This window comes from Lederbergia citri (assembly GCF_018343625.1).
In the GTDB taxonomy this organism is placed as follows: Bacteria; Bacillota; Bacilli; order Bacillales; family Bacillaceae_C; genus Lederbergia; species Lederbergia citri.
In genome coordinates, this window is sequence record NZ_JAGYPG010000004.1 from 176782 (window position 1) to 202299 (window position 25518).

Annotated in this window: 25 protein-coding genes and 2 riboswitches; of the genes, 19 read left to right on the forward strand and 6 right to left on the reverse strand. The window is 36.2% G+C overall.

What is annotated here, in order from left to right:
- The 8 genes from KHA97_RS20420 (at position 1) to KHA97_RS20455 (ending at position 8152) form a co-directional block, all read left to right on the forward strand.
- A complete protein-coding gene (locus KHA97_RS20420) occupies positions 1-981 on the forward strand; it encodes a Gfo/Idh/MocA family protein (RefSeq protein ID WP_213126641.1) in 981 nt (326 codons plus the stop codon).
- 108 nt (positions 982-1089) lie between these two features.
- On the forward strand, positions 1090-1953 hold the full coding sequence (locus KHA97_RS20425) for a sugar phosphate isomerase/epimerase family protein (protein WP_213126642.1): 864 nt from the start codon (positions 1090-1092) through the stop codon (positions 1951-1953).
- A 13-nt stretch (positions 1954-1966) separates the two neighbouring features.
- Positions 1967-3028, forward strand: coding sequence for a Gfo/Idh/MocA family protein (locus tag KHA97_RS20430; protein WP_213126643.1), 1062 nt, complete (start codon positions 1967-1969; stop codon positions 3026-3028).
- 296 nt (positions 3029-3324) lie between these two features.
- Positions 3325-4224, forward strand: a complete 900-nt coding sequence (locus KHA97_RS20435; protein ID WP_213126877.1) for a carbohydrate ABC transporter permease — start codon at positions 3325-3327, stop codon at positions 4222-4224.
- 13 nt (positions 4225-4237) lie between these two features.
- Positions 4238-5137 (forward strand): carbohydrate ABC transporter permease, encoded by a 900-nt coding sequence (locus tag KHA97_RS20440; RefSeq protein ID WP_233713695.1) that lies wholly within the window; start codon positions 4238-4240, stop codon positions 5135-5137.
- A 112-nt stretch (positions 5138-5249) separates the two neighbouring features.
- A complete protein-coding gene (locus tag KHA97_RS20445) occupies positions 5250-6635 on the forward strand; it encodes an extracellular solute-binding protein (protein WP_213126644.1) in 1386 nt (461 codons plus the stop codon).
- A gap of 147 nt (positions 6636-6782) precedes the next feature.
- Entirely contained in the window at positions 6783-7163 is a 381-nt protein-coding gene (locus tag KHA97_RS20450; protein ID WP_213126645.1) for a hypothetical protein, read from the forward strand.
- A 164-nt stretch (positions 7164-7327) separates the two neighbouring features.
- Entirely contained in the window at positions 7328-8152 is an 825-nt protein-coding gene (locus KHA97_RS20455) for an STAS domain-containing protein (RefSeq protein WP_325167519.1), read from the forward strand.
- A 36-nt stretch (positions 8153-8188) separates the two neighbouring features.
- Here the strand turns inward: KHA97_RS20455 and KHA97_RS20460 are convergent, their stop codons facing one another.
- Entirely contained in the window at positions 8189-8677 is a 489-nt protein-coding gene (locus KHA97_RS20460) for a QueT transporter family protein (RefSeq protein ID WP_213126647.1), read from the reverse strand.
- Between the two features lie 8 nt (positions 8678-8685).
- Positions 8686-8730: riboswitch (PreQ1 riboswitch) on the reverse strand.
- Between the two features lie 184 nt (positions 8731-8914).
- Positions 8915-9025: riboswitch (SAM riboswitch) on the forward strand.
- 98 nt (positions 9026-9123) lie between these two features.
- On the opposite strand from KHA97_RS20460, the gene KHA97_RS20465 reads away from it, so the two are divergent.
- Complete coding sequence (locus tag KHA97_RS20465) at positions 9124-9261, forward strand: DUF2292 domain-containing protein (protein ID WP_213126648.1); 138 nt, start codon at positions 9124-9126, stop codon at positions 9259-9261.
- Between the two features lie 114 nt (positions 9262-9375).
- Here the strand turns inward: KHA97_RS20465 and KHA97_RS20470 are convergent, their stop codons facing one another.
- Positions 9376-9588 carry a hypothetical protein gene (locus tag KHA97_RS20470; protein WP_213126649.1) on the reverse strand — a complete coding sequence of 71 codons (213 nt, stop codon included), beginning with the start codon at positions 9586-9588 and terminating at the stop codon, positions 9376-9378.
- 80 nt (positions 9589-9668) lie between these two features.
- Here KHA97_RS20470 and KHA97_RS20475 point away from each other — a divergent pair, with 80 nt between their 5' ends.
- Together KHA97_RS20475 and KHA97_RS20480 are read left to right on the forward strand one after the other, a co-directional pair.
- A complete protein-coding gene (locus KHA97_RS20475; protein WP_213126650.1) occupies positions 9669-9902 on the forward strand; it encodes an excisionase family DNA-binding protein in 234 nt (77 codons plus the stop codon).
- 65 nt (positions 9903-9967) lie between these two features.
- Positions 9968-11104, forward strand: coding sequence for an HAD family hydrolase (locus KHA97_RS20480; protein ID WP_213126651.1), 1137 nt, complete (start codon positions 9968-9970; stop codon positions 11102-11104).
- Positions 11105-11266: 162 nt separating this feature from the next.
- On the opposite strand, the gene serA is transcribed toward KHA97_RS20480, so the two are convergent.
- Positions 11267-12880, reverse strand: a complete 1614-nt coding sequence (gene serA, locus KHA97_RS20485; RefSeq protein ID WP_213126652.1) for a phosphoglycerate dehydrogenase — start codon at positions 12878-12880, stop codon at positions 11267-11269.
- A gap of 468 nt (positions 12881-13348) precedes the next feature.
- Here serA and KHA97_RS20490 point away from each other — a divergent pair, with 468 nt between their 5' ends.
- The 5 genes from KHA97_RS20490 to mgsA all read left to right on the forward strand — a co-directional run bounded on the left by KHA97_RS20490 (position 13349) and on the right by mgsA (position 19118).
- A complete protein-coding gene (locus KHA97_RS20490; RefSeq protein ID WP_213126653.1) occupies positions 13349-13660 on the forward strand; it encodes a hypothetical protein in 312 nt (103 codons plus the stop codon).
- Positions 13661-13920: 260 nt separating this feature from the next.
- Positions 13921-15114, forward strand: coding sequence for an MFS transporter (locus tag KHA97_RS20495; RefSeq protein WP_213126654.1), 1194 nt, complete (start codon positions 13921-13923; stop codon positions 15112-15114).
- Between the two features lie 328 nt (positions 15115-15442).
- Complete coding sequence (locus tag KHA97_RS20500; RefSeq protein WP_213126655.1) at positions 15443-16429, forward strand: Gfo/Idh/MocA family protein; 987 nt, start codon at positions 15443-15445, stop codon at positions 16427-16429.
- A 169-nt stretch (positions 16430-16598) separates the two neighbouring features.
- Positions 16599-18716 (forward strand): tetratricopeptide repeat protein, encoded by a 2118-nt coding sequence (locus KHA97_RS20505; protein ID WP_213126656.1) that lies wholly within the window; start codon positions 16599-16601, stop codon positions 18714-18716.
- Positions 18717-18734: 18 nt separating this feature from the next.
- Complete coding sequence (gene mgsA / locus KHA97_RS20510) at positions 18735-19118, forward strand: methylglyoxal synthase (RefSeq protein WP_213126657.1); 384 nt, start codon at positions 18735-18737, stop codon at positions 19116-19118.
- A 280-nt stretch (positions 19119-19398) separates the two neighbouring features.
- On the opposite strand, the gene KHA97_RS20515 is transcribed toward mgsA, so the two are convergent.
- The 3 genes from KHA97_RS20515 to KHA97_RS20525 all read right to left on the reverse strand — a co-directional run bounded on the left by KHA97_RS20515 (position 19399) and on the right by KHA97_RS20525 (position 20997).
- Positions 19399-19548, reverse strand: coding sequence for a hypothetical protein (locus KHA97_RS20515; protein WP_213126658.1), 150 nt, complete (start codon positions 19546-19548; stop codon positions 19399-19401).
- A gap of 128 nt (positions 19549-19676) precedes the next feature.
- Positions 19677-20525, reverse strand: coding sequence for a zf-HC2 domain-containing protein (locus KHA97_RS20520; protein ID WP_213126659.1), 849 nt, complete (start codon positions 20523-20525; stop codon positions 19677-19679).
- Positions 20515-20997, reverse strand: a complete 483-nt coding sequence (locus KHA97_RS20525) for an RNA polymerase sigma factor (protein ID WP_213126660.1) — start codon at positions 20995-20997, stop codon at positions 20515-20517. Before KHA97_RS20525 ends, KHA97_RS20520 begins: the two co-directional genes overlap by 11 nt.
- 422 nt (positions 20998-21419) lie before the next feature.
- Here KHA97_RS20525 and KHA97_RS20530 point away from each other — a divergent pair, with 422 nt between their 5' ends.
- The 3 genes from KHA97_RS20530 to KHA97_RS20540 all read left to right on the forward strand — a co-directional run bounded on the left by KHA97_RS20530 (position 21420) and on the right by KHA97_RS20540 (position 25456).
- A complete protein-coding gene (locus tag KHA97_RS20530) occupies positions 21420-23150 on the forward strand; it encodes an AAA family ATPase (RefSeq protein ID WP_213126661.1) in 1731 nt (576 codons plus the stop codon).
- Positions 23151-23318: 168 nt separating this feature from the next.
- The gene (locus tag KHA97_RS20535) at positions 23319-24479 is read left to right on the forward strand and encodes a polysaccharide deacetylase family protein (RefSeq protein ID WP_233713696.1); all 1161 of its coding nucleotides are present in this window, start codon (positions 23319-23321) and stop codon (positions 24477-24479) included.
- Between the two features lie 206 nt (positions 24480-24685).
- Complete coding sequence (locus KHA97_RS20540; RefSeq protein ID WP_213126662.1) at positions 24686-25456, forward strand: FixH family protein; 771 nt, start codon at positions 24686-24688, stop codon at positions 25454-25456.
- Positions 25457-25518: the final 62 nt, after the last annotated feature.

Consider the following 25518-nt stretch of genomic DNA (forward strand, 5'->3'; position numbering starts at 1 on the left):
ATGAAAGTCGGTATCATAAGTTTTGCTCATATGCATGCGGATAGTTACGCAACTCATTTAGTTAATCATCCAGATACTGAATTGGCGTATATTTGGGACGAAGATGCGGAGCGTGGAAAAGAAATGGCAAATAAATTTGGCTGCCAATATCAATCCAGCCTAGATGAATTTCTAAGTACTGATATCGAAGCAGTCGTTATTTGTTCCGAAAACGCAAACCATAAAGAGCATGTCGTAAAATCTGCAAGGGCTAAGAAGCATATTTTATGTGAAAAACCAATTGCCACAGAAATTGAAGATGCAAAAGAAATGATCAGGGTATGTGAAGAAGAAGGAGTTAACCTGCAAATTGCTTACCCAGTTCGCTTTGCACCAGGTTTCCAAAAAGCGAAAGAATTAATAAATTCCGGAGCCCTTGGGGAAATTGTCGCTATCAATGGAACGAACCACGGGAAAATGCCGGGTGGTTGGTTCATAGAAAAGGAATTGTCAGGAGGTGGAGCTGCGACTGACCATATCGTACATATTATGGATATCATTCGTTGGGTTCTTAACGATGAAGTAAAAAGTGTTTACGCTGAACTCGATAGAAGATTTTATGAAATTGACGTGGAAGACTGTGGAATGGTTGCACTTGAACTTGAGTCAGGAGTCATCGTTTCCATTGATCCTAGCTGGTCAAGACCACAAACATTCCCAACTTGGGGTGATGCAATCATTAACTTTATCGGAACAAAAGGAAACTTACAAGTTGATGCCTTTAAGCAACATTCCGTTTATTATAATGATGCCTCTAAAGAAATTTCTCAACTTCCGTTTGCGGAAGATATGGATGAATCGCTCATTCGTGATTTCATCGCCAGTATAAAAGAAGGAAAAAGCCCTTCCATTACAGGTACTGACGGCTTACGTACACTTGAAGTCGTAAAGGCTGCCTATGAATCAAGTGAAAAAGGCCAAGCAGTGTTGGTTAATAGATAGTCTTGTTAAAATCGTGTTGAAATGTTCAGCAGAAATAAATTAGGAGGCTGGGCAAAATCAACAAGTTTCTATGCAAAATTAAATTCTCATCCATTCGAGGTGGACAAAATGAAAATTGGTTTAAGTTCATACAGTTTATACCAAGCGATCAATTCTGGAGAAATGACGATTTTAGATGCTATTCAGTGGGTAGCGGACAATGGCGGGGAACACATCGAGATTGTTCCACTTGGCTTTAGTCTTGACGACAACGATGAACTCGTTGAACAAATTAAAGAAAAAGCTCAAAGTGTAGGTATCGATATTTCCCATTATTTAATCGGAGCCAACTTTTTAACAGAAACAAAAGAGGCTTATGATGATGAAATTGAAAGAGTTAAAAAGCAAGTGGATATTGCTAATGCACTTGGGGTTAAATTCATGAGACACGATGTAGCTTGGCGTGCCCCTGGGGATACATCGATTGTTCAGTTTGAAAAAGATCTTCCGTCAATCGTGGATGCTTGTAGGCAAATCGCTGATTATGCTGCTCAATATGGTATTACGACAAGTATTGAAAACCACGGTTTTCATGTACAAGCAAGTGACCGCGTCCTTCGTTTGCTGAATGAAGTCAACCGCGACAATTTTAAAACGACAGTTGATATTGGCAACTTCTTATGTGCTGATGAAGATCCTGTATCTGCAGTTAAGAAAAATATTGAGCATGCCTCTGTTGTCCATTTTAAAGATTTTTATATTAGACCTTCCTATCAGAATCCTGGTGAAGGATTTTTCCAAACGATTGCTGGCAATTATTTAAGAGGGGCGATTGTCGGCCAAGGTGATATTGATATGCGAGAGATTGTAAGAATCGTGAAAAATTCCGGTTTTGATGGATATGTTTCTATAGAATTCGAAGGTATGGAAGAATGTAAGCAAGCATCAAAAATAGCTTTAGATAATGTACGTAGACTATTTGGAGAAGAGTAAGGAGGAATTTCTAATGGGCAAATTAAAAATTGGTGTCATTGGAGCAGGTTCAATTTCAGAAGCGCATTTAGGAGCATATGTTAACAATAACAAAGTAGAGCTTTATGCTATTTGTGATTTAAATGAACAACGGGCAAAAGAAAAAGCGGAAAAATACGGTGCGAAGAAAGTTTATGTTGATTACAACGATTTGATGAACGATCCTGAAGTTGACGCAGTAAGTATTTGTACTTGGAATAACACACATGCTGAAATTGCAACGGCAGCTGTAAATAGTGGGAAACACGTACTCGTAGAAAAACCTATGACAACAAGCGTTGAAAAAGCATTAAAACTTGAAGAAGCTGTGAATAATAGTGGAAAGCAATTACAAGTAGGTTTCGTGAGAAGATATGCTTCCAACACTCAAGTATTGAAAAAATTCATCGAAAACGATGACTTAGGTGAGATTTATTTTACAAAAGCAACATGTATTCGCCGTCTCGGAAACCCTGGAGGCTGGTTCTCTGATGTGGAAAGATCCGGCGGGGGTCCTCTAATTGATATTGGTGTTCACGTTATTGATGTTCTATGGTATTTGATGGGCCGTCCGAAAGTAAAATCCATTTCTGGAAATACGTATAACAAACTTGGAAACCGCAAAAATATTAAGAATCTATCGTTCTATCAAGCGGCAGACTATGATCCAGAAAAAAATACAGTAGAAGATATGGCAAATGCGTTGATCCGTTTTGAAAATGGTGCATCTATGCTTGTGGACGTAAGCTTTACCCTCCACGCTAAGAAGGATGAAATTGCTGTGAAGCTATATGGTACAAAAGGTGGAGCAGAAGTAGAGCCAGAGCTTGCTATCATTTCGGAAAAACACGATACAATCTTAAATATGACACCTCAAGTAGATAGTCTAACATTTGATTTTATTGATGGCTTCCAAAATGAAATTAATCATTTTGTCGACGTTTGCTTGGGAGAAAAAGAAACATTCAGCCCGGTACAAGATGGTGTCGAAATGACCAAAATTTTATGTGGTATATATGAATCCGCACAAAAAGGAAAAGAGATTTATTTCGATTAATCTCTACACAAAGAATTATTTTAAACGGAAATACGTTCCTAAAAATAGGAATGTATTTCCGTTTTTCATTCAGTAATTGTTGAACACTGTCTAATTATCTGAATGTTTTTAAAATACTGAAAAAGCTATTGAAAATCAGATATTGTTTATGGTATTGTAAACTTAATAAAGGCACTGGAGAAAGATGGTATAAAAGTCTTATAAGGAGGAGAAATTAATTCATTGAATGCAAATTTTAAAGGGGTGAAGTGATGGAAACAAAAATCAATCCTTCCACAGAAAAACGTATGGAAATCATGCCTCGCAAAAAAAGGAAATTCACATCTACTGATTGGGCTGGATATATGTTTTCAGCTCCACTAGTAATAGGAGTTTTAGTATTTGCGATTTATCCAATGTTTGGAGCCCTTGTGTTAAGCTTTCAAAAATCTGCATCCACTTTTGGCGGCGAATGGACCGGGTTGTCCAATTATAAATTTGTCCTATCTGACTCAATCTTTTGGAAATCTCTATATAACACTGTTTATATGGGTGTTCTAGCTGTAATACTAGGAGTTTCTTTTTCTTTTATTCTAGCGACGTTTATTCATAACATTCCGTGGCTTAGGTGGAGAAACTTTTTTAAAGGAGTTTATTTTCTCCCTAACGTTGTCTCTCTTGTTGCCACTAGTATTCTTTTTCAGTTCTTATTTAATCCTGGAAAAGAAGGACTCTTAAACTTTGTATTAAGTTGGGTAGGAATGGATCCTATCGGTTGGTTTACAAATCCAAGCTTCTCAAGATTTAGTATCGTCTTAATGACATTATGGGGAATGCTCGGATATAATACGATCATTTTTATAGCAGCCCTAACAAGTGTCCCACGTGACTTATATGAAGCTGCAGAGGTAGATGGAGCGAACTGGTTTAAAAAATGGCTTTACATAACTATTCCCTATTTAAAGCCAATCATTCTTTTTATGGTCATCATAAGTACGATTAGTGCGATGAAACGTTTTACAGATGTTTGGCTCATTGGGGGGACAGCTGGAAACCCTGCTGGTTCTTTAATGACAGTCGTTTTATATATTTACCGAAACGCTTTCCTTGCAAGTCAAATGGGTATCGCAACTGCTGCTTCATACATATTATTCATGATTATCCTTGTATTGACAGTACTCATGTTGCTATCAAATCGAAAGAGCAATCTTGATTAGAAGGAGGGATCATATGAGCAATCCAATGACTATTACTAATTTGAAAATGGAAGATCCAAAATCCTTCCAAGGGAAATCTTTGAAAAAATCTAAGCTAATTGGGAGCTTTACTCTTTTAGTCGTTTTGTTATTAGGATCGTTAATTATGATTATCCCATTTCTTTGGATGCTGTTAACAAGTTTTGATTGGGCGGCAAGACTTAACATCCCTTTTCCACCACGGTTTTGGCCGAAGGATTTTTCGACGAGAACATATGAACTCGCTTTCAAAAATATTCCGATGCTTAAATATATGATTAACTCTGCGGTCATTTCGATAGGAGTCATTTTTGTTAGCATGATGTCGGCCCTTTTATCAGGATATGCTATCTCTAAACTTAGATTTAAAGGATCATTGATTGTACTAGTATTAGCACTAAGTACAATGATGATACCTTTTGAGATGACGATGATTCCCCAATACTTGCTCTTTGCCAAAATAAAATTACTAGATACATATTGGGCATTTTATTTACCTGCATTAAACTATGCATTCGGAACGTTCTTGGCAAAATCATTTATCGATCAGCTTCCATCTACCCTGAGGGAGGCGGCGATTATTGATGGAGCGGGAGAATTTAGAGTGTTTTTCAAAGTGTATTTTCCGTTATGCATCCCCATTATCGCAACAATGACGATTCTTCAATTTTTAGGTGTTTGGAATGATTTACTATGGCCATTGTTAGCATTAAAAACACCAGATAAATACACCATTCAACTTGGTTTGGCCATGTTTACTTACAATAAGAGCCAACCACTTCCTTCTATCATCATGGCAGCCACTACCGTCAGTTTAATTCCAGTTATTACATTATATTTATTTCTTCAAAAGTACATCGTTGAGAGTATAGCATTGTCAGGTATTAAACAGTAATCCATTTTCCCAAGACCCGGAACTTATCTTTTGGGAGGTGATGCTTATTTTGGAGATGCTTCTCGTTTGATTCGTTTTTCAAAAGCAATAAATTCCTTAAAGGGGGCTAACAATGAAGAAACTTTTAGCAATGTTTAGCGCGCTTGTTCTCATTTTTACTTTAGCGGCATGCTCTTCTTCCTCTGGTGGGGGCAGTAAAAATGGTAATAAGAAGAGTAATATTGAAGTTGTTTCAGATATAGAGGGAACTGTTCGTGTTTCTTTAGCTGGTTGGCAGCTTGAAGATGGGATTGATCCCATTACAGGTATAGACAACGTTGGGTTTGATACCTTTGTAAAAGAAGAATTTAGCCCTAGGTTTCCGAATATAAAGCTAGAAGTATATCAAGTGCCTTGGGAAAATGCCCAAGCAAAACAAACAGCTATGTTGCAATCAGGTGATGTGGACCTCATCTATTCAGGAGGAGCGTTTGCCTCTCAATGGATGCAGCAAGGACTTTTAAGAAGTATCGACGATCTTTTAGCGAATGATTCTAGCTTTAGTGGAGATATGTATTTGAAAGGAATTTGGGATAATTCTTATAGTACCGTTGCTTTTGATGGCAACACTCGTTTCGGACTTCCGGCTATCTTAGGAAAACGAGTAACGATCTATGATAAAAAGCTATTTGAAGACTGGGGAGTAGAACCGTTATCTGAGAACCCAACACCTGAAGAAATTTTGGATAAAGCAAAGCAAATGTCAGGGAAAAACCTTGTTACTGGTGAAGAGAATTATGGATTATGGTGGAGTGGGAACGCCTTAAACGCCGCTACCTTTGTCGCATTGACCCACGCGTTTGGAGCAGTTGGGGCTGTGGGATCCTTGGACGATCTTAAAAATATTGAATGGAAACTAAATGAACCAGAAATGGTGAAAGTATTGGAATGGATTACAGCAGCGGCAAAATATCCTCCAGTGGAATTCGTAAATGGGCAAGGTCAAGAAAACTTTGGTATTGAAACGAACAACATTGCCATCGCACTCGATCACTCAGGTGGACCTACAATGGGTGAATTTCGAGCTACTAAGAATCAAGAGTTATTAGATCGATTTGTCCCTGTTTTAAATCTTGGTCCAAAAGGTGAAGGATGGGTGGCGATGGATCCATTTGTTATGGCAAAGGATGCGAAAAACGTAGAAGCTTCCTGGGAAGTTATGAAGTTTTTAGCAGGCTATGAAACTCAAAAATGGAATTATGAAAATTTCCAAGCCACTCCGACTCTAGCAGAAGCTGATTTTGTGCTCCCTGAAGATAAATTCGTGAAAAAAGCAATGGAAGTAGCCGCTGTTTCTCCATCCGTCATGATGGATGAAGCGAATCCATTCTTTAGCAGTGAAATTGCACCTGCAATAAATGGATTTATTAGCCAGGCTGCGAATGACCAGGCACCAGATATTCAAAAGTTTTTGGATGATTTACAAAAACGGGCTGAAGATTGGTCTGCAAGACAATAAGATGTAAAGAAAAGGAAGTCAGTGGTGACTTTCTTTTCTTTTTGTTTTACAATTTAATTCGCTTAATAGACATAACCATCTGAAAAGACATATAATAAACACATATGTACATATTTACTAGACATTTGTAAAAAAGGGGGGAAAACGATGTCAGTTGCCCGTATTTTGACTGGACTATGGAAAAATAGTACGGAAACTAGTGACCGTGCGAAAGATCCACAATTGAAAACACGTTATTACAAAGTGAGTAAACGTGTATTACTTGAAAAGATTACTCACGTTGTAAATAATAAACTTTCTGGTTGGAAAATTACACATTTAGATGAAAACCGCGGCGAAATGTTAATTGAGAAAAAAGTGATGAGACAAAATCAAATTGTCGTTACCGTTCTTCAAGTAGAACCATTACGTTGCAGCGTCGATATTGTCTCAGCATATGAGGGAGTTGGAGATTTAGGCTTAAGTTATTTTACAGTCCTAAAATTCTTTGATGCATTAAACAAAGAAGTCCCGCCAGAAAGAAAGTAGTAATATAAGACCAGTTCCTGTTTGATAGGCACTGGTCTTAGTATTTTATGGACACGCCTTTCTTCTTACTTTCATTAAAAATATAATGTATGATACTATTAAAAATATGATGTATAAACTAAATGCTTATTGAATCAATTCACCAAAAAAGGGGAAAAGATATCGTGAATACTGCATATGATGTAGATGCATTAAAAGATTTTTTAATTGAAAATCGCCCGGAATTTGAAGAGAAATTATTAAGTGAAGCAGTTAATGTAAGGGATAAAATAGATGACATTCACTCGATTGGTAATATAAATTTACTAGAAAATGCTCATCGTCTTATTCTTTATGTAATAGAAGAAAAAGAGGAAGAAGTAATTGATTTTGCGAAGCAAGAAGGGAAAATTTGGGCGAAATTTCAGATGACGCTAGCATTTAAATTAGAATGGCTACATGCAATTAGAAGAACCCTCTGGATATTTCTACATAAGTTTGAAACTAAATACAATTATCAAACAAGTAGAGATGGCTTTTATATTCTTGAAAGTAGAATTAACAACCAAGTAGATCAATTCTTAAATTGTTTCTTTATTAGTTATTCAGATTATAAAGACAGATTAATAGAGGAGCAAAATAAAATTGTTGAACATCTTTCGGTTCCTATTATCCCAGTTACTGCAAAAACATGTGTACTTCCTTTAATTGGCCCTATAGATGAAAATCGAGCTAGGATTATCATGGAAAAAGTATTAACTGAAATTTCTGCCTTGAAAATTCAAACCTTAATCATTGACTTATCTGGTGTAGCTGAAATGGAGCCAGATGTCATTGATCGGCTGAAAAAAGTAATGGATGGTACGTTCATGATGGGCTGTAAAGTCATTATTTCCGGACTCCGACCTGAGGTTGTAAAAAATATGATTCAGTTAGGAGTTACGTTTGATACTCAAGCGGAAGTCTTTGCTTCAATGGAACAAGCCTTAAAAGGTTATATTTTTGAATAAATGAAAACCCCTTCAGTGTGAAGGGGTTTTTTAACATCAAGAAAGTAGTTTAGCAAAGTTAATTCTTTTATTGAGTGCCATAATTAGTGGTGCGCCGATAGCCATTACAATAAATTCACTGACTGCTACTGTAAGCCACGTAATCCAAAATGGGAAACCGAGAGCTAAGTTAAGCGCAATGGCTATAAAAAACATTGTAAAGGAAAAAATGAGAGTATTAAAAATCATTCTCATCCAAATGCTTTTTATAAATTTGCTTGAAAATATAGTAATAGATAGAGCGACAATCGATTGACCAACTCCGAAGAAAAGATCATATAATCCCAGCTCCGAAAAAAACAAGTTTGCTATAAACACACCGACAACAATACCAAAAAAGTATTTCTTATTAAATACTACTAGATGGTTAAACATCTCAGATACTCGAAACTGGATGCTTGAAAAGCCGAATGGTTTAATCAAAAGAGTTACCACAATATAAAGTGCGGCCAAAATACCATTGATCACCAGTGTTTTTGTTTTCATATTCAATTCTCTCCTTAGTTTTTTTACGTGGGATGGTTTCGAACCACGTCTTGCTAATGTTGAAAAAAGATCAACATGCTCTATTATAACGAATGTAACGAAAAAGGGAAGAACAATTTTTGGTAATTGTTCTTATTAGGATGCTCAACATTACTCGATCCAAACAGAATTGCCGATTGACAACTTATTTTTTTCCACATACAATTAATGTTAACGTAAAAAATTTCATATTCATTACTCTTATAAAGAGAGGTGGAGGGACTGGCCCTTTGAAGCCTCGGCAACCATTGGATATTGTATTCAAACGGTGCCAATTCCAGCAGATTATTATGGTCTGACAGATAAGAGATGGTGCTTGATATATAAAAGCAGAAGCCTCTTATCTTTTTAGGTAAGAGGTCTTTTTATTGTGTAGTTTGCTGATAACGATTTAAGGGGATGAGAGTATGGCGGAAAATGTGAAGGTAGAAAGTGATCAATTACAAGTAATTATGGATTCTTTAAACAATATGCATTCTGGTGAACTTCAGATTACTGTACAAGATGGGAAAATCGTGAAAATCATTCGGATTGAAAATTGGTAGACGATGGAAAAATAGCTTATTTCGGAGAACTGGAAGGGCTTGAGGCTGTAGCTCGTGAATTAAAAGAAGCATGAAGGATAGAGTAATTGTCATCCATTCATGCTTTTTTGTATATCATTTTACATTTTTACCTCTTGTCAGTTTTTCAAAATCTTTCATATCTTCGTTTGGCAGCTCGGAAACATGGAACGCATTTTGTTTGCCAGTAATGTTTATATTTAAACCCATTTGTGGACTTTGCATCCCTGGATCATTAATAATATCCTCATATTCCCCATCAAAATGTGGCGTTGCTTGTGAACCCGTATCCCGTGTTCTTCTTGGCATTTTGTTGATCACTCCTTTAAATATAAGGATGGTATTATATAATAAGAATTATTCGTGTTTTTTCAGTAGGGGTGACGAAAATGTATTTAACGATAGAAGAAACGGCAGAGTATTTATCCGTTTCAGTTCATTATGTGGAAAGTTTAATTTTACAAGGCAAAATTCGTTTTTTAAAAGATAGTGATGGCATTGTTTTAATTTATAAAGACCAATTCAATACTCATTTTGACCAGCTTGAAAAATATAAAAGGTTAGTAGAAGACTTAGCGAATGAGCCAATTCCAGAAGATATCGATGTAAAGGATGAGGATTGAAAACGAGAATCGCTATGATACACTAAAGGATAGAAGCGATAACATGTACACGAGGAGATAGGTCGATGATTAAGACGGTTTTGTTTGATGTTGATGGGGTTTTATTAAGCGAAGAGCGTTACTTCGATGCCTCTGCTTTAACGGTTTGGGAAATATTATATAGTCACAATTATCTAGGGCTAAATGCAGAAAAATTTAAGGTTGATTATTCCGATTCCGAAATAGAGGAAATTCGCAATTTAGTTTTTGAACAAGATCTCGTTTTGAAATTTCAAAAGTCATGTGGATTAAATGCGAATTGGGATATGATATATTTAACTCTAGCTTATCAACTAGTTCGACTTTTAGAACAAGTGAACAATTCAGAACAGGTGGCACAGTGGGTTTCCAATGAAATTAATCGAGAAGTTTTAATGGAAATTGGAAAGTCCTTGTCGGGAAAAGAGATAAAACTTGATTTTGCCACGTTTTTAGATGACTTTAAGCATTCAGAACGAACAAAAGAAGGTTTATTTAATCATCTTGATTATTTAGCGAAAGAAAAGCTTGGAGTGGAAAAAACAGTTTTCGGTGAAATTGGCGAACTCTGGTCGACGTGTGAACATGTTTCCCAGGAGTGGTATGTAGGGGATAGGCACGTATTAGCATCAACTGGTCGTCCTTCCGTTCAGAAAGGAAAAAAAGGATTTTTATCGGCTGAAAAAGTTTTGGCGCCGACAGAAGAAATTGCATTGCTATTTGAAGCACTAAAAACAGCAGGGATTACAATCGGCATTGGAACAGGTCGCCCTGAACTCGAGACGATTGAACCATTTCAATATTTAGGCTGGCTAAAATATTTCGATGTAAACTATATTGTTACGGCTGACGATGTTTTGGCGGCTGAACGGGCTTTTCCAGATGCAACACCACTTTCAAAACCAAATCCTTTTACGTATGTGAAAGCATTATCTGGGAAAAAGAAGACGGATCAAGAGTGCATAGTGGAAAAAATGCCAATTCCAAATGGGAAGGAAACATTGATAGTTGGCGATTCATTTGCCGATTTACTCGCCGCACGAAAAATGGGATGTACTTTTGCAGCAGTATTGACGGGATTATCAGGAAAAGGCGCAAGAGCAGAATTTGAAAAACATCATGCAGAATATATACTTGATAGTGTGATAGACATAAAAGAATTAGTTATGTCATTAGTAAAATAAAAATATCCGGAGGAAGTTCTGCTTCCTTCGGATATTTTTTTGGTAGTTACTGTGAAAGTTGAATATTCTTTTTCTGAATTATTTTAGGAATATTGGAAAACATCCATTTATCCAGAAAATCAGTCCACTAAAGGGGTGATAACTTCTGATTTTCTCGCAAACTTAAGAATTCATTACAGGAACTCCGCCATTAGGCAGTTCAAGGAATTGTGCGTATTCTAACCCTCTTATTACTGTTAAAGCATGAATTACATCTTTATCGGCAATTTTATCAAGGGTAAGTACCATGATTGCTTCGCCGCCAATTTCGGAACGTCCAACCTGCATTGTACCGATATTAATATCGAAATCACCGAGTGTTGAACCTACGCGTCCAATCATACCTGGGATATCATGGTGTTTTATATATAAAAGATATGGCTCTGGACGAACGTCAACACGGTAATCGTTCATTTTGACAATTCGTGCACCATAACCGTTCAATACAGTAGCACCAATATTAGACTTGGCACCATCTCGATAAAGCGTAAGCTCAACATAACTTGCAAAACCTTTACTCTTAGGGTGTTTTGAAACGTTAGAAGATACGCCTTGATCTTTTAATAAGTGGTGAGCGTTGATAAGATTTACTGTATCTCCTAAATGGTGGGAAAGGATGCCTTTAACCATTGTGCGAGTTAGTAAATCTGTATTTTCTTTTGCAAGCTCACCGTAATAATTGATTTCCACATTATCTGGAGCTTCTTTTAATAACTGAATCGCAAGCATTCCCATTTGTTCACCAAGTGTAATATATGGCTCAAGCTTCTTATGAGTTTCTCCAGAAATTTGTGGCATATTGACCGCATGGCTAATGGATTGTGTTTCAAAAATTTCGATGATTTCTTCACTGACTTCATGTGCCACTTTTTCTTGTGCTTCAACAGTTGATGCACCAAGATGCGGTGTCACAATGACACTTGGATGACTTAATAGTTCTAAGTTAGTTGATGGTTCCGTTTCAAACACATCAAGTGCGGCACCAGCAACTTTTCCAGAATTTAAGGCTCTTACAAGTGCTGCTTCATCAATAATTCCTCCGCGAGCACAATTTATGATACGGACGCCTTGTTTTGTTTTAGCTAAATAGTCGTCATTAATAAGTCCACGTGTTTCTTTAATAAGTGGTGTATGAATCGTAATAAAATCAGCTTTTTGAGCAATATCATCTAGCGATGCCTTCTTGATCCCAAGCTGATCTGCTCTGTCCGCTGTTAAATATGGATCATAGCCAAGAATCTTCATACCAAAGCTTTTTGCTCTCATTGCTACTTCGGTTCCAATTTTACCCATACCCACAACACCAAGTGTCTTTTCATACAATTCGACACCTTTAAAAGAATTCCGTTCCCATTTTCCAACTGAAGTGGAGGCATGAGCTTGTGGAATGCTTCTCGCTAACGAAAGCATCATAGCCATCGTTAGTTCAGCAGCAGAAATTGTGTTGGCACCAGGTGCATTGATGACGATGATTCCTTTTTTTGTAGCAGCTTTGACATCAATATTATCTACACCAACACCAGCGCGTGCAATCACTTGTAATTTATCGGCATTTTCTAAAATTTCAGCCGTTACTTGCGTTTGGCTGCGGACAATTAATGCATCGTAATCTTGAATAATATTCTTCAATTCTTCAGCTGGAAGGCCAGGTCTTTTATCGACTGTATAATTTGGATGATCATACAACGCCTTTAAACCACTATCACTAATTGCATCTGATACGAGAATTTTATACATGATTAATCCATATCTCCTCTGCTTTTTCTTTGTTTTTTTGTCTAGCTCTAGGCGCCCAGCGACTAGCAAACTTTCAGCTTCTTCCTACGATAAGTCAACATCGGCTCGTTCCTCGCCGTGTTTCCTTTATCTCGTCAGAAGCTTAAAAAGTTTGTACGTCGCTGAACGGGCGCCTTCCGCTTTTCTGATAAAAATGAAAACGCCCCCATAACAGGCGCATGCGCCAAGTTATGAGGGACGTGAAATCGTGGTGCCACCCTCGTTCACTGATTTGAAATCAAAACAGCCTCGAGTAGATAACGGCGTGGGCCGGGCAAATGCCAGTTCAGAAGTGCTGGGCAACAATAGACAATACATCGGTTTACACCAACCACCGATTCTCTTTGCAATTATCTAAAAGCCGTCTTCATCATTACATATCATTATTAGAATTAAATATACAAAATATTCTACCACAAGAAGATTATGATGCAAGAGGTTGTAGAAATATTTTCGAAGAAAGTTGTAAATTGCTGTTTCACCTTTAAAAACAAACCACTAACAAATCACAAAAACCCCTACTCGTTTATTATGAATGGTGAAAAAGAATTATTAGTTAGTGTAGTGAATGAAAACGGAACTTTAATCGTTAGCACCGATGCAAAAACAAATAAAAACTGGAAATTAATCTTAAGAAATATATTTACAGATACATGTAAAGACACAGCAATTGAAAATAGTAAACAAGGTGTTGTAGTCACCCCTAATACATCATCTGCTACTTTCAAAATTAATCTTTAGTTTTGCCTATGTTAAAAGAGCCAGTTGATTGGAGAGGAAGGTGAGAACCAACCGCAGACAGCGAGAGCTTGGAGGAAAAATCAACGACCTATGTTATAAACGGATCAAAAACAAGCAGGAATATATCACCCTGTTTCTTTCTTTGTATTCTTACCTCCTACCAATGTTTGATGGTGAAAGTATTATTTGTTTATCTGGTTAAACAAAGCTATAATGTATTGCATTGAAGAATACTATTTTATTGAAAAGAGTAAAATCACATGAAACTCTCTAAAAAATTTGTTTTATATATTTTAATGTTAAATATGTTTATCACATTTAGTGCAATTGGACTTATAGTCCCAGTTATGCCAACTTATTTGAAAACCTTTGGAGCCGCAGGACAGGCACTTGGCTTTTTGATTGCAATTATTGCTTTTGCCCAGTTTATTTTCTCTCCGGTTGCAGGAAATTTATCGGATCGCCATGGACGCAAAAATTTAATAATTATAGGCCTTTTAGTGAATGGTCTTTCTCAAATTGCCTTTGGGCTTTCTACCGAACTTTGGATGCTTTATCTTTGTCGATTTTTTACAGGAGTCGGATCGGCCTTTATCGTTCCTCCTCTTATGGCCTATACTGCTGATATCACAACCACTAAAGAACGCGGAAAAGCAATGGGCTGGATTGGTGCTGCTATTTCATTAGGTTTTATGATTGGCCCCGGAATCGGCGGTTTTTTATCAAATGTCAGCCTGCATTTCCCATTTTATTTTGCTGGGTCCGCAACAATAGTAGCTGGAATTTTATCTTTATTAATCCTTCCGTCAATCAAACCTGTAATGAAAGAGACTCCAGAAAGGCAAGCAAAGGGAGAAAATATACTGCAACAAATGACCCGATCATTTAAGACAAGCTATTTTGTTTTATTAATCGTTGTGTTCGTTTTTTCATTTGGTATTGCAAACTTCCAATCTACTTTGACGATGTTTTTGACATATAAATTTAATTATACACCTAACGATATTGCCATTGTCATGACAGTTGGAGGATTTGTCGGTGTTATTATTCAAGGTTTTGCACTGAATAAATTATTTAATACATTCGGTGAAATGAAGATTATTTTATTCGGTCTTCTTGTTGCTGCATTTAGTCTTTATGGCATGTTATTTGTCAGCAGTTTTTACATCATTTTATTGGTCGCTACTATATTCTCAATTGCCACTACTTTAATTCGACCTGCCGTCAATACGTTGATTTCAAAAACAGCCGGGGATGAACAAGGTTATGCTGCCGGTATGAATAATTCCTATATGAGTTTGGGAAATATGATTGGTCCTGCATTAGCTGGTACCTTATTTGATTGGCATAGGAACATCCCTTTTACATTTGGTGCGATTATATTACTCGGCTGTTTCATTCTGACTTTTATTTGGACAAAGAAAGCTACCACCCGGCACCAAAGATCATCGTAGTAAAGTTCAGGCAAGTTATGAGCCTTATACAATATTCATATTTTTGTTTACAGTGACGTCTTCTGTGTAACTACTCATCCAGTTATACTTTATTGGAGGCGTCATATCCTTTTCCTGGTTAGTCATTACGAGGACGTTTTACCCTCTACATCCGGTTAGGTAAAACACGGACGAAAAATAGAATTCCTATTTTTTTTCGTCATATTTATTTTCATTGGAAAAGATTGATCATTCGATAAAATACTAGCTTTTACATGCAAGATTTTCGTAAATACAATATAGTTAGAATAAACATATATAGTTTTTCATTATAATGGGAGGGATAGGGATGATTCGTTTTGGAATTATTGGAACGAATTGGATTACAGATGAGCTTATTCGTTCAGCTCAGCATATAGCGGATTTTCAACTAACGGCTATATATTCTCGCACTAAAGAAAAAGGACAGGAATTTGCAGCGAAATATGGTGTGAATGCTGTTTTTACTAACATAGATGAAATGGCTGAAAGTGATAAATTAGATGCCGTTTATATCGCCAGTCCAAATTCATTCCATGCTGAGCAATCTATTACATTCCTTCGCCACGGGAAACATGTATTATGTGAAAAGCCTATTGCATCCAATCCGGCAGAAGTCAAAAAGATGATACAAACAGCAAAAAATCATAATGTTTTATTGATGGAAGCATTGAAAACGACAGTACTTCCGAACTTTAAAGCGATTCAGGAAAATTTACATAAAATTGGAAAGGTAAGAAGATTTTTTGCGAATTTCTCAAAGTACTCATCGCGGTATGATGCTTATAGAGAAGGAAATATATTAAATGCATTTAATCCAACTTTTTCAAATGGATCGTTAATGGATTTGGGTATATATTGTGTGTATCCTCTTGTTGTGTTGTTCGGAGAACCAAAAAAGATACACGCAAATGCAGTTATGCTGGAGTCTGGTGTAGATGGGAGTGGAAGTCTCATTTTGCAATATGACAATTTTGAAGCAGTATTGACTCATTCAAAAATCGTTAATTCTTATATTCCGTCAGAAATCCAAGGAGAAGATGGTAGTATAATTATTGATGAAATTTCAACGCCAGAAAATGTTGAAATCAAGTACCGGAATGGGAAACTGGAAAAAATAGGTCAACCATATACTGTTCCTTCCATGTATTATGAAGTAGAAGAGTTTATCAACTTAATAAAATCTGGAACGCTGGAATCTAAAGTCAACTCATATGAAAATTCCTTAATCACTGCGCATATTCTTAGTGAAGCTAGGAAACAAATAGGACTTACGTATCCAGCCGATCTAGTTTAAGAAATCCATGAAAAGCGTAAGCAGCCTATCGAACAGTAAATCTTGAACTTTTCTTTTACATAAGTCAAAGGTTGAAAGGGGAACGTCGACTAAAACTAACCTTATGTCATCGTCGCGTATTTCGATGGCTAAGGCTGCAATAAAAATCTTTTGGAAGACGGTGATAACAATGGCGTTTGAAGAGAAATTAATCCAAAAAACATACTATACGGAGTTTGTTTTGGAAAACGAAAAACGACATCCTATTAGAGTATTGGGGGACTTATTTTTTGCTGAGCAAAAAAAGGATCTTGCCGATTTATCTACAATCCGTTTTGCACAAGGTGAAGTATACTATGAAAGCCAAGATTACGAAGCGGCAATATTCAAATGGGAAAATGTTCATAATGAATTAGAGCCGTGGGCTAGAAAAAATATGGCTGATGCTTATTTTGAACTCGATTTATACGATACAGCTGAAAATATTTATCAGACCATTACGACGGATTCACTTACCTTAAATATGGAAATCACCTTGCAAATGTTCGGAGTGTACTTAGCTCAGAGAAACTATTCAAAAGCAAGTGAAACAATATTACATGCTGTCCATATGGATCCAGATTATCCTAATGTAACGAACATAGCCCGTGCTTTTTTTGAAAATCAAGAAGACTGGAATCATGCGATTGAATTAGCAACTAATGAAGCTATTCGAACAAAATCTGTTAATTGGTTTAATACTTTACATTATTATATTGTAGAAGGATACGTGGAATATCACGATCCATTTTTCTTTGCTCCATTATTAACAATTTTGGCGAGAGATCATTATTCTCAATTTGAGCGTATTGTTTCAGAGCTATCGTCTACTTATCAAAATGAAAATTCTTTCCTTTCATTGCTTCACGTTTTAAATCAAGTAATCCTAGAGGTAGAATTTGACGTCAAAGAGGAGTATTCGACTTTATCGACTTTATATAGAAGTGCATTTTCGGAATTGTTGGATGGGAAGTATGATCTTCTTGAAGTAGAAAAGATTGTACCTATGTTATTGGCAGCGTGGCAAAAGGTTTCTAACTCGAATAATGCTCTCTTCGTTTCTACTGCGATACTATCTTGGAATGATAATTTTCCTGAAACGGTCAGCGGTCAGATTGTTGAACAAGCAGAGTTCAATCTCTCTAAGGTCCATCATAACGAAGACATTTTCCAAGAATGCATTGAAATCTTTCAATCTATTAGTAATTGGGCTCATACCAATCAATTGGAAATGGAGCAGGGGATTGACTGGATAATACACGATGAAAGTATGGATCGGGACGAGCGAGCGACAACCCTTTTAGCAGCCATTAGAAAAAGTATTTCAAATTTGCTTAAGCAACAAGAACAAACAACTCTTCTTCTGTCCGAATCAATTCAATTTGATAGCGACATTCTGGCAAGGATGCAAGGATCGATACATCAATTGCAGGATTTGGAAGAGGAAAAAACTCATGTAATAAAAGAGGCTTATAATAAAATAAAAGAGGAAATTAATGCCGACCTCCAAAAAATGATTCCAAAACTAATAAGAGAATCATCTGAAATTATAAAAGAAGATAGCGATTTTAAAAACATTCATCTCGATTTAAACAATGAGATGAATAAAAGAATTCATCAATATATAAATAATACGATCATCCCTATATTTATCAGATCACTCGAAGATTGGATTTCTTTTTCACAAGAAGAACTTTCAAAATGCCAAGATCAATTAACTGAATGGGGCAATGGTTTTAACTCAATGCTCGGCGAAGAAAAGCTTATTCTTCAATGTGATTTCCAAATCATTGAGGATTGGCTGCGGGATATTGACAGAATGACAAGTTCAGTCCATATTGATAATGAGAATATTTTACTTAGAAGAACCCCATCACAAGTCCTGTTAAAAGGTGCTGGAAAAATATTAGGAGCCATTCCAAAGAATAATGCAATCCTCGCAAATACGTATAAAAGCTATATTCAAAATGATACGTATCAAGAAACAGCCAATTCAATTACATCAAAGTTTTTCCGTCAATTTGAATTAATTGAAAAATCAATTGGCAGAGATGTTCATATTTTCTTAAGGGAACCGTTAAACATACTGAAGAATACGGTCGATAAAATGAATGAGAAAGTAGTAAACGAAAAGTCAGAATTAGCAAGAATAAAATCAAATCCGGAGCTTTTCCGCAATCGTTTGACACTATATAAAGTAAGATTACGACAATGCGAGTGGATTAATTATAGTAAGCGTATTGATAGGGAATCAGCTGATAAATTCTAATGTTGGGGGAAAAATAGCATGAAAATTGCATTGATCGCACACGATAAAAAGAAGGATGATATGATACAATTTGTCACTGCTTATAAAATTATCCTACAGGAACATATATTGTATGCTACGGGTACAACAGGAACAAGAATTATGGAAGCAACAGGATTGGATGTTCACCGTTTTCAATCCGGTCCACTAGGAGGAGACCAGCAAATTGGTGCCCTTATCGCTCAAAATGATATAGATATGATCATCTTTTTCCGCGATCCATTGACTGCCCAACCGCACGAGCCGGACGTTTCAGCACTTATGCGCCTTTGCGATGTATACGGTGTTCCACTCGCGACGAATATGGGAACAGCTGAAATTTTAATTAGAGGTCTTGAAAAAGGTTTTCTTGACTGGCGTTAATCATTATTCTTGATAAGAATCTTCACCCTATAGAATTAACGACAGAGATTGTGCTTTTTCTAGTAAGAGTTTATGTTCGTCTTCTATACCATTCATAAACAAACAGTACATCATTTATTGTGATGTACTGTTTTTATATGAAAAGAAATGTTTACAAAATACAATTGAAATCAGAGAAAACCGCTTTAGTTGCTCTTTCACATAATTCTGTACTTATTCATTGAATATGGAACATCTCCAAAATGTATAATTTTGAACCGTAAACCACTCAGAGTGGTTTTTAATCACGCATGGACCCTGCCTCTCGGGAAGTCATTGCACCTTTTCCTTCGCTTACATCTTTTTGAATTTCTTGTCTCACTTTTTTTCCATCAGTGCCGGCAAACTTTGGTTTCATAATAGAGCTTTGAGCTCGTTGATCCTGTTGCATACTAATCCTCCTACGGTTCAAAATAAAAACAGAGAATTCTACATAATGTGTAGAATTAACTCTGTTATTTTATGTTAATATACAACAAATTATTAACTTGAGTTAGGCTATTCTCCAACTAATATCTGCTAGTCTAATATGTTTTTCATTGGTTTTGTAATACGTTTTTGAAAAAGCAAGCCTCCTAAAATGAACGCTGTAATGATGGTAAACACAATCGGTAACTGAAAGATTGTCCAATTAGTAGGCGCATAATATTTAATTTGATGTGCATTTTCAATCGTTTTAAGATATGACTCCTTATATTCAAATTGGACAATCCATTGATCATTAGCCATTGCTACAGTTCCTATATCATAATCATTTGGAACGATTGTCTCTAAAATCTTTCCCTTTTCTCCAATGATAAGTAATGCTTGTGAATAATCGATAGGAAAAGTATTGGTGGGACCTTTTTGTAAACGTGCTAGATCATCAATGTTTTTAGTAGCAAACACAGCTAAATGCTGCAGTTGCCCATTATATTGATCGAAAACAGCTTGAAGTGCTGTTTCATTTATACTTTCTTGGCTCGATAAAATGGCAAATGTCTTTTCCATAATATCCTGTTTTTGTTGTTCAACAACTTGTGCATCTTCTCGCTCATCGTTGAGATTGGACAAGACGTTCAAAGAGTATATAAAAAATCCCAATGTTACAATAAATGTAACCCAAAAGGAAATACTAAAAAACTTCGTGAAACTTTTTTGTGCATTAAAAAAATGTGCTATTTTTTGAAATGGTTTCTTTTGTTCGAGTCTAGCTGGAATTTCTGTTTGTTCTTGAGTATCGAATTCTAAACGCATTTGATGGAGAAGTTGAGAACATTTCTCGCAAGTGCCGATGTGTTGCTCTATAAATTTCGCGCTTTCTTCACTGCATAGTTCATCTATATAAGATGGTAATAAGTCACGCACAATATAACATTCATTCTTCATTCATAATTCCTCGCTCTCTTAATTTCAATTTGGCTCGATAAAATGTTACTCTTGCCCAATTCTCATTTTTAAAGTGTATTTCTCCTATTTCTTTAAAGGTTAAGCCGCCAAGTATACGAAGTAATACTATTTCTTTATACGGCTCCTCTAACAAATGAATCATCCGATATAGGCCAATTTTATTTTCACTTTCGATGAGATCGTTTTCTGCTGATGGTAAATGGTTCGGTAAATGTTGTGATGGTGGTTGTTTAACTTGTTTATCCACGTACTTGTAATATGTATACTTTGCAATTTGACAAAGCCAAACTGACATTTTACATTCGCCATTATAAGTATCAATTGAACGAACAGCCTGATAGAAAGTCTCTTGTGTTAGTTCTTCTGCAATGTCTACATTACGACAAAGTACCATTAAATATTTAAAGACTTGTTCGGCAAATTGTTCATAGACTTTCGTAAGCTCGTCCAATGCTCTACCTCCTTTCAACCTATATATCTAAAAAAGGATCGTTTCGTTACAAACTTTTTTAATTTTTTTCACTCGCTACATTTTATCAACTTTTTTATTTAAATTTCCTAGTTTTTCATCTTTTTCTTCTCGTTTTTGGTTTTTCTTATATGAAATTACGACCTTATTTTCTTATAATTGTGCATGAATCACCCATGACCAAGATATCAGTATTATTTCTTTAAAATGTCATAAAATGTTTATGACTATTATATTGAAATAATGTTATACTTATTGCTAGATTCTTTTTAAATATATGTCTAGCTACAGCGCCTACTGACTAGCAACTTCTTGTCCTTTTTCCTACGAAATGTCAAAGGTCCTGGAGTTTTTTATACGTCGATGACCAGGCGCTTGCGCTTTTCTAACAAGGAGATGGAACAGTGAAGTCAAATTCAAGAATCGCATCGAAGATTGTTCCTATTGCCATTGGTATTGCTGTTGTTGTAGCTTTCTCTGTGTGGGCAATTCTGACAATGAATAAGGGCACTGTTATTCCGTTTTCAGCTATTGAAAAAACAATTCAAGCTCAAAATGGAGAACTCGTCACTCTTACTGAAATGTCAGATGGCACACTTTATATAGATACTCCTAAAGAAAAATATATTTCTCATTTTCGTCCCAATAGCCCGTTAGTAGAGCAACTTGTTAATAAATATAATATTAACTATAAGTACTCTGACGGAAGCCAAATGGGAAATTGGGTTATGGGCGGCCTTGTGATCTTATTAATTGCTGCTGCGATTATCGTTCAGAAAAAAAGTGGAGTTGGCATTACAAAAATGAAACATAGTACGTCGAAACCATTGCCGCTTCCAACTATTACGTTAAATGATATTGGTGGATTGCCTGAAGAAATGAAGGAAGAAATCCATCAAACGCTGGAAATTATAAAAAATCCAGATCGATCATCAAAAATAGGGATTAAAGCACCAAAAGGAATTTTACTATACGGTCCTCCTGGGACTGGTAAAACATTACTTGCACAAGCGATTGCAAATGAAATTGGAGCTAGCTTTTTTTCGGCAAGTGGATCAGCGTTCACAGAGTTGTTTGTCGGGGTAGGTGCTGCTCGTATTCGCGGATTATTTGAAAATGCACGAAAACAAACTCCTGCCGTTATTTTTATAGATGAAGTGGATGCACTTGCGGGAAAAAGGAAACAGCATGGTGGGGAAGAAGCAGAAAAAACATTGACTGAGTTGCTTGTCCAACTTGACGGTGGACACGCCAACGATGGAATTCTTTTCATCTCTGCAACTAATAGAAAAGATATGTTGGATGATGCATTCCTACGTCCAGGACGAATTGACTTTACCTTCCAAGTGCCATTGCCAGATACAAAAGGAAGGAAAGAAATCATTGATATTCACACTAAAGGAAAAAGACTTTCTCAAGATGTTTTTGCTTCTTTAAATACACTAGCCGAAAGTACGACTGGTTTTTCTGGAGCTCAAATTAGTAACTTATTTGAGTCCGCAAGCAGAAAAGCTGTTCGCGAAGGCCGTGATGTAGTAGGTATGGAAGATTTGGATTATGCCATTGACCGTACGATTTTAGGAAATACTTCAAGAGCATTAAATGATCATGATACAAAGCGCCGCGTTGCCATACATGAAGCCGGCCATGCTCTTATTCAAGCATTAACAAAACCCGGAACAATCCGGAAAGCAACGATTATCCCTCGTGGACAAGCTCTAGGGTATGTTGCTCCAGTTCAAAAAGAACTTCATTTAACGACTACGAGTGAACTGCTTGATCAAGTGAGTATGATTCTTGCAGGTGGTGTAGCAGAGCGAATTTATCTTGGTGAGCATAGTATTGGTGTAAGTGGTGATGTTCAGCAAGCGAAACAAATTTTAGAGGATATGGTTGAAACAGGAATGCTCGAAGATGGCTTTACATTAACCTTCCATAAACAAGACAAAGACGAAAAAATGCAAGAGTTATTCCATAAAGCTTTGGAAAAAACGGAACTAATGATTAAAGCACATCAAACTGAATTTGATCATTTAGTTGATATACTGTTGAAGAAAGAGACATTAGATGGGTTCGAAGTGCAAGAAATTGTAACGGGAAATTCGTCTCGACATGATGAACTAGCATTCAACTAATATCTTTATTCCCTTCGTCAATTTTTTTTGAAGAAGGGTTTTTTTCTGTCCCAATTATTCGTTAAAATAGGTTACAATTAAACTGTAATATTTGTAACCTTTCTGTAACGACTTTTGTTTAAAGATGTTTTAGGATAATAGTAGAATCATGTCGAGGGGTTGAAGGGATTGAAGGGGTCAGAAAAGAAACGCAAAAAATTAAACCGTTTAGGAAAAATGACGTTAGGATCATTTATTTTATTCATATCGGTTTTAACCTATTTTATTTGGGATGGAATAGCAGAAAAAAATGCAGCGGCACGAAAAAATATACAAATGCCGACAAAAATCGTAGAAAATCTAAATCCAATAGATAAACAGTCTGATAAGATTGAAGGCAAAACAAATATTGTATTAGATAAAAATCCAGCGAATCAAGATCCTAAAGTTAATGAAAAAAATAACGTAGTTCCTGATGATAAAGCTGCGATTGAAGAAGATATAAAGAAACATGAGCAAGAATTAGAAAAGCATGATCAAGATATGCAAAAACATGAAGAAAAACTTGATCAGCATAAAGAAGATATAGAAAAACATGAACAGAAAATAAAGCAGCAACAAAATGATGTAGAAAAGAAAAATGAAGATACAAAGCAAGAGCAAAAATCAGAAGAACCCGCAAAAGAAAAGCCATCAGAAGAAAAGCCTTCAGGTGACAAACCAAATAATGAACAACCCAAAGTTCAGGCTCCTGCGGGAAAAGTTGTTTATTTGACATTCGATGACGGCCCCCATGCAGTCTCTAAAGACATTTTAAAACTTTTAAAAAAATACAATGCAAAAGCTACTTTTTTCATGCTTGAACCAAATATGAAAAATTACCCTGACGCGGTAAAAGCTATGGTGAATGAGGGACATACAGTCGGAGTTCACGGGGTGACACATCAAGTTTCTAAAATATATCGTTCACCAGCAAGCTTTGTAGGTGAAATGAACCAGGCGATTGCTTTCATCCAAAAAACAACGAACGTGCAAACACATCTTATCAGAGCTCCATATGGCTCAAAACCATATGTCACAGCTCCATTCAAAGCGGCTTCGGATAAAGAAAAGATGATTTTATGGGACTGGAACATTGATTCAATGGACTGGAAGCTAACAAACGGACAATATGTAGACAAAGTCATTCAACAAACAAAGCAGTTTAAAAGTAAGGATCCTTTAATCGTTTTAATGCATGAAAAGCCAACAACCCTCGCAAATTTAGAAAAACTATTAAAATATTATAAAGACAACGGCTATGAAATGAAAGCATTAGATGAGGCAATGATTCCAGTACAGTTTAAATAAGAGTATTGTAAATTAATGATCTCAGAATTAGAATATATAAATATGGGAATACATGAGCACAGGGAACATTCTCTGTGTTTTTTAGTGTCCAAAGCATGACAAACTCCCACCTTTCACGAAATAGTAACATTGATCTCATATCTAAGACATACTAATATTGTAAAATGAATATATGATCAGCCATATCATGCATGGAGGAGAAAAATTTGAAGAAGATAATTACAACAATCTCTATAAGTATGCTCGTTTTAATGCTTGCAGCATGTAATAGCAGTAACAAAAAAAGCACAGAAGATGATATCCCTAAAATGCTTGAAGTGGTTCTAGAAGTACCACATACAGCAGATGTAAAAGAAGAGATCCCATTAAAAGCTACCGTCACACAAGGAGATGAAAAAGTTTCCGACGCTGATGAGGTAGTTTTTGAAGTATGGGAAGATGGCAAAAAAGACGATAGTGAAATGATAGATGCTGTTAATAATAATGATGGCACATATGAAGCAAAAAAAGCCTTTGACCATGATGGTATATTCACTGTCCAGGTTCATGTTACTGCACGTGGAATACACACGATGCCTAAAGAGGCAGTGACGGTTGGAAAAGGGGCAACAGAAGAACATGCTCACGATGACCATGGAGATCACGAACATGGTGATGATAAAGATCATGGCCATCATTCAGAAGACTTTAGTATGCACTTTATAAAGCCTGACTCAATTGAAAAAGGGAAAGAGACGGAATTCGTTGTCCACTTGCAAGATCATAACGAACCATTAGAAAAAGCACGTGTTCGTTATGAAATTTGGAACGATGACATCTCTGATAAACATGATTGGGTAGACGCTAGTGAAACAACTGCTGGAGAGTACTTGGGAAAACATACATTTAGTGATGCAGGAATCTACACAATAAAAATTCATGTCCAGAATGATGAAGGCTTACATGAACATAAGGATTATGAGTTAGAAGTTAAGTAAAAAAACCTGGGATTCCCAGGTTTTTTTGTTTTGGAAAGGAATGCTTATTTAATGGCCGTGAA

Coding starts and splice junctions, on each gene's coding strand:
- KHA97_RS20460 (WP_213126647.1), bottom strand. CDS start 8,677: ATGAAAACAAAAACACTGGTGATCAATGGTATTTTGGCCGCACTTTAT.
- KHA97_RS20500 (WP_213126655.1), top strand. CDS start 15,443: ATGATTCGTTTTGGAATTATTGGAACGAATTGGATTACAGATGAGCTT.
- KHA97_RS20515 (WP_213126658.1), bottom strand. CDS start 19,548: ATGCAACAGGATCAACGAGCTCAAAGCTCTATTATGAAACCAAAGTTT.
- KHA97_RS20450 (WP_213126645.1), top strand. CDS start 6,783: ATGTCAGTTGCCCGTATTTTGACTGGACTATGGAAAAATAGTACGGAA.
- serA (WP_213126652.1), bottom strand. CDS start 12,880: ATGTATAAAATTCTCGTATCAGATGCAATTAGTGATAGTGGTTTAAAG.
- KHA97_RS20520 (WP_213126659.1), bottom strand. CDS start 20,525: ATGAAGAATGAATGTTATATTGTGCGTGACTTATTACCATCTTATATA.
- KHA97_RS20465 (WP_213126648.1), top strand. CDS start 9,124: ATGGCGGAAAATGTGAAGGTAGAAAGTGATCAATTACAAGTAATTATG.
- KHA97_RS20490 (WP_213126653.1), top strand. CDS start 13,349: ATGCAAGAGGTTGTAGAAATATTTTCGAAGAAAGTTGTAAATTGCTGT.
- KHA97_RS20445 (WP_213126644.1), top strand. CDS start 5,250: ATGAAGAAACTTTTAGCAATGTTTAGCGCGCTTGTTCTCATTTTTACT.
- KHA97_RS20495 (WP_213126654.1), top strand. CDS start 13,921: ATGAAACTCTCTAAAAAATTTGTTTTATATATTTTAATGTTAAATATG.
- KHA97_RS20430 (WP_213126643.1), top strand. CDS start 1,967: ATGGGCAAATTAAAAATTGGTGTCATTGGAGCAGGTTCAATTTCAGAA.
- KHA97_RS20435 (WP_213126877.1), top strand. CDS start 3,325: ATGCCTCGCAAAAAAAGGAAATTCACATCTACTGATTGGGCTGGATAT.
- KHA97_RS20425 (WP_213126642.1), top strand. CDS start 1,090: ATGAAAATTGGTTTAAGTTCATACAGTTTATACCAAGCGATCAATTCT.
- KHA97_RS20420 (WP_213126641.1), top strand. CDS start 1: ATGAAAGTCGGTATCATAAGTTTTGCTCATATGCATGCGGATAGTTAC.
- KHA97_RS20480 (WP_213126651.1), top strand. CDS start 9,968: ATGATTAAGACGGTTTTGTTTGATGTTGATGGGGTTTTATTAAGCGAA.
- KHA97_RS20475 (WP_213126650.1), top strand. CDS start 9,669: ATGTATTTAACGATAGAAGAAACGGCAGAGTATTTATCCGTTTCAGTT.
- mgsA (WP_213126657.1), top strand. CDS start 18,735: ATGAAAATTGCATTGATCGCACACGATAAAAAGAAGGATGATATGATA.
- KHA97_RS20470 (WP_213126649.1), bottom strand. CDS start 9,588: ATGCCAAGAAGAACACGGGATACGGGTTCACAAGCAACGCCACATTTT.
- KHA97_RS20440 (WP_233713695.1), top strand. CDS start 4,238: ATGAGCAATCCAATGACTATTACTAATTTGAAAATGGAAGATCCAAAA.
- KHA97_RS20505 (WP_213126656.1), top strand. CDS start 16,599: ATGGCGTTTGAAGAGAAATTAATCCAAAAAACATACTATACGGAGTTT.